Source organism: Microbacterium sp. CCH5-D1 (assembly GCF_001557335.1).
Taxonomy (GTDB): Bacteria; Actinomycetota; Actinomycetes; order Actinomycetales; family Microbacteriaceae; genus Microbacterium; species Microbacterium oxydans.
In genome coordinates, this window is record NZ_LSJW01000076.1 from 1 (window position 1) to 1,330 (window position 1,330).

2 protein-coding genes are annotated in these 1,330 nt (G+C 67.7%); one reads left to right on the forward strand and one right to left on the reverse strand.

Annotation, left to right across the window (positions count from 1 at the left end; translation table 11 throughout):
• On the reverse strand, nucleotides 1-251 hold a 251-nt coding region (locus AX744_RS05075; RefSeq protein WP_157543517.1), incomplete at its 3' end, for a LacI family DNA-binding transcriptional regulator.
• Nucleotides 252-345: 94 nt separating this feature from the next.
• Between AX744_RS05075 and AX744_RS05080 the strand changes: the two genes are divergently transcribed.
• On the forward strand, nucleotides 346-1,330 hold a 985-nt coding region (locus AX744_RS05080), incomplete at its 3' end, for a beta-galactosidase (protein WP_197429155.1).

Genomic DNA, 1,330 nt, shown 5'->3' on the forward strand with positions numbered 1-1,330 from the left:
GACGAGTAGCGGTCGGTGGAGACGACGATCACACCCAGCACGCGTGTGCGACCGGACGCCAGCGAGGCGGCAGCGGCGTGCACCCGGTAGCCGAGTTCCTCGACCGCTGCCAGCACGCGCCTGGCGGTGTCGGGGCGCACGTTGTCCTGCCCCGACATGACGCGGGAGACGGTCTGTGTGGAGACACCGGCAAGCTGGGCGACATCGACCTGGCTGGGAGCGCGGTCGTCTCTCGGGCGACGAGGTGACATGTGCTCAATGGTAGCGATCAATCGGCGTGAATCCAGGAGGCGCGGAGTATCGTGATGCGATAATGTGAACGCAAACACTCGTGCTTGGAGCGCTATGCCTGACCTTCTCGCCTCGGCTGTCGACGCCGCGTCCGTTGCTGTCGACACTCGGGCCGCCGTGCCGCCGATCGGCGCTCCCGCCCTGTCCTGGCGCGACGGGGAGATCCTTCGCGACGGCGTCGCGCACCGCATCATCGCCGGTTCGATCCACTACTTCCGGGTGCATCCCGACCAGTGGGAGGACCGCCTCCGCCGCCTCGCCGCGATGGGCGCGAACACGGTCGACACGTATGTCGCGTGGAACTTCCACGAACGCGTCGAGGGCGATGTGCGCTTCGACGGCTGGCGCGACATCGAGCGTTTCATCCGCCTCGCCGGAGAGGTGGGCCTGGATGTCTTCCTGCGGCCGAGCCCTTACATCTGCGCGGAATGGTCCAACGGCGGCATCCCGTTCTGGCTGTCCGGCCGCGTGGCTGCTCTGCGCACGAGCGATGCCGACTTCCTCGCGGCCGTCGACGCCTGGTACGACGAGCTGATCCCCCGCCTCGTCCCGCTGCAGGCTGCCCACGGCGGACCCATCGTCGCGATTCAGGTCGAGAACGAGTACGGGTCGTTCGGCAGCGATCCCGCCTACCTCGCGCATCTGCGTGACGGACTGCGCCGCCGCGGGATGGTCGAGATGCTCACGACCGCCGACGGCATCACGAGCGACATGATCGAGCACGGCAGTGTGCCTGGGGCCATGGCGACATTCACTTTCGGCACCGGTGTCGCGAAGGCGGTGGAGCTGCGTCGTCACGGCGATGCGCTCATGTGCAGTGAGCTGTGGGGCGGGTGGTTCGATCACTGGGGGGAGCGGCACCACGTGCGTTCGGCCGCGAGTGCCGGCGGCACCATCGAGGAGCTGCTGCGTGCGGGCGGATCCGTGAGTCTCTACATGGCGCACGGAGGCACGAACTTCGGTTTCTGGAACGGTGCGAACCACGATCAGGTGCTGCAGCCGACCGTCACCAGCTATGACTCGGATGCGCCGATCGGCG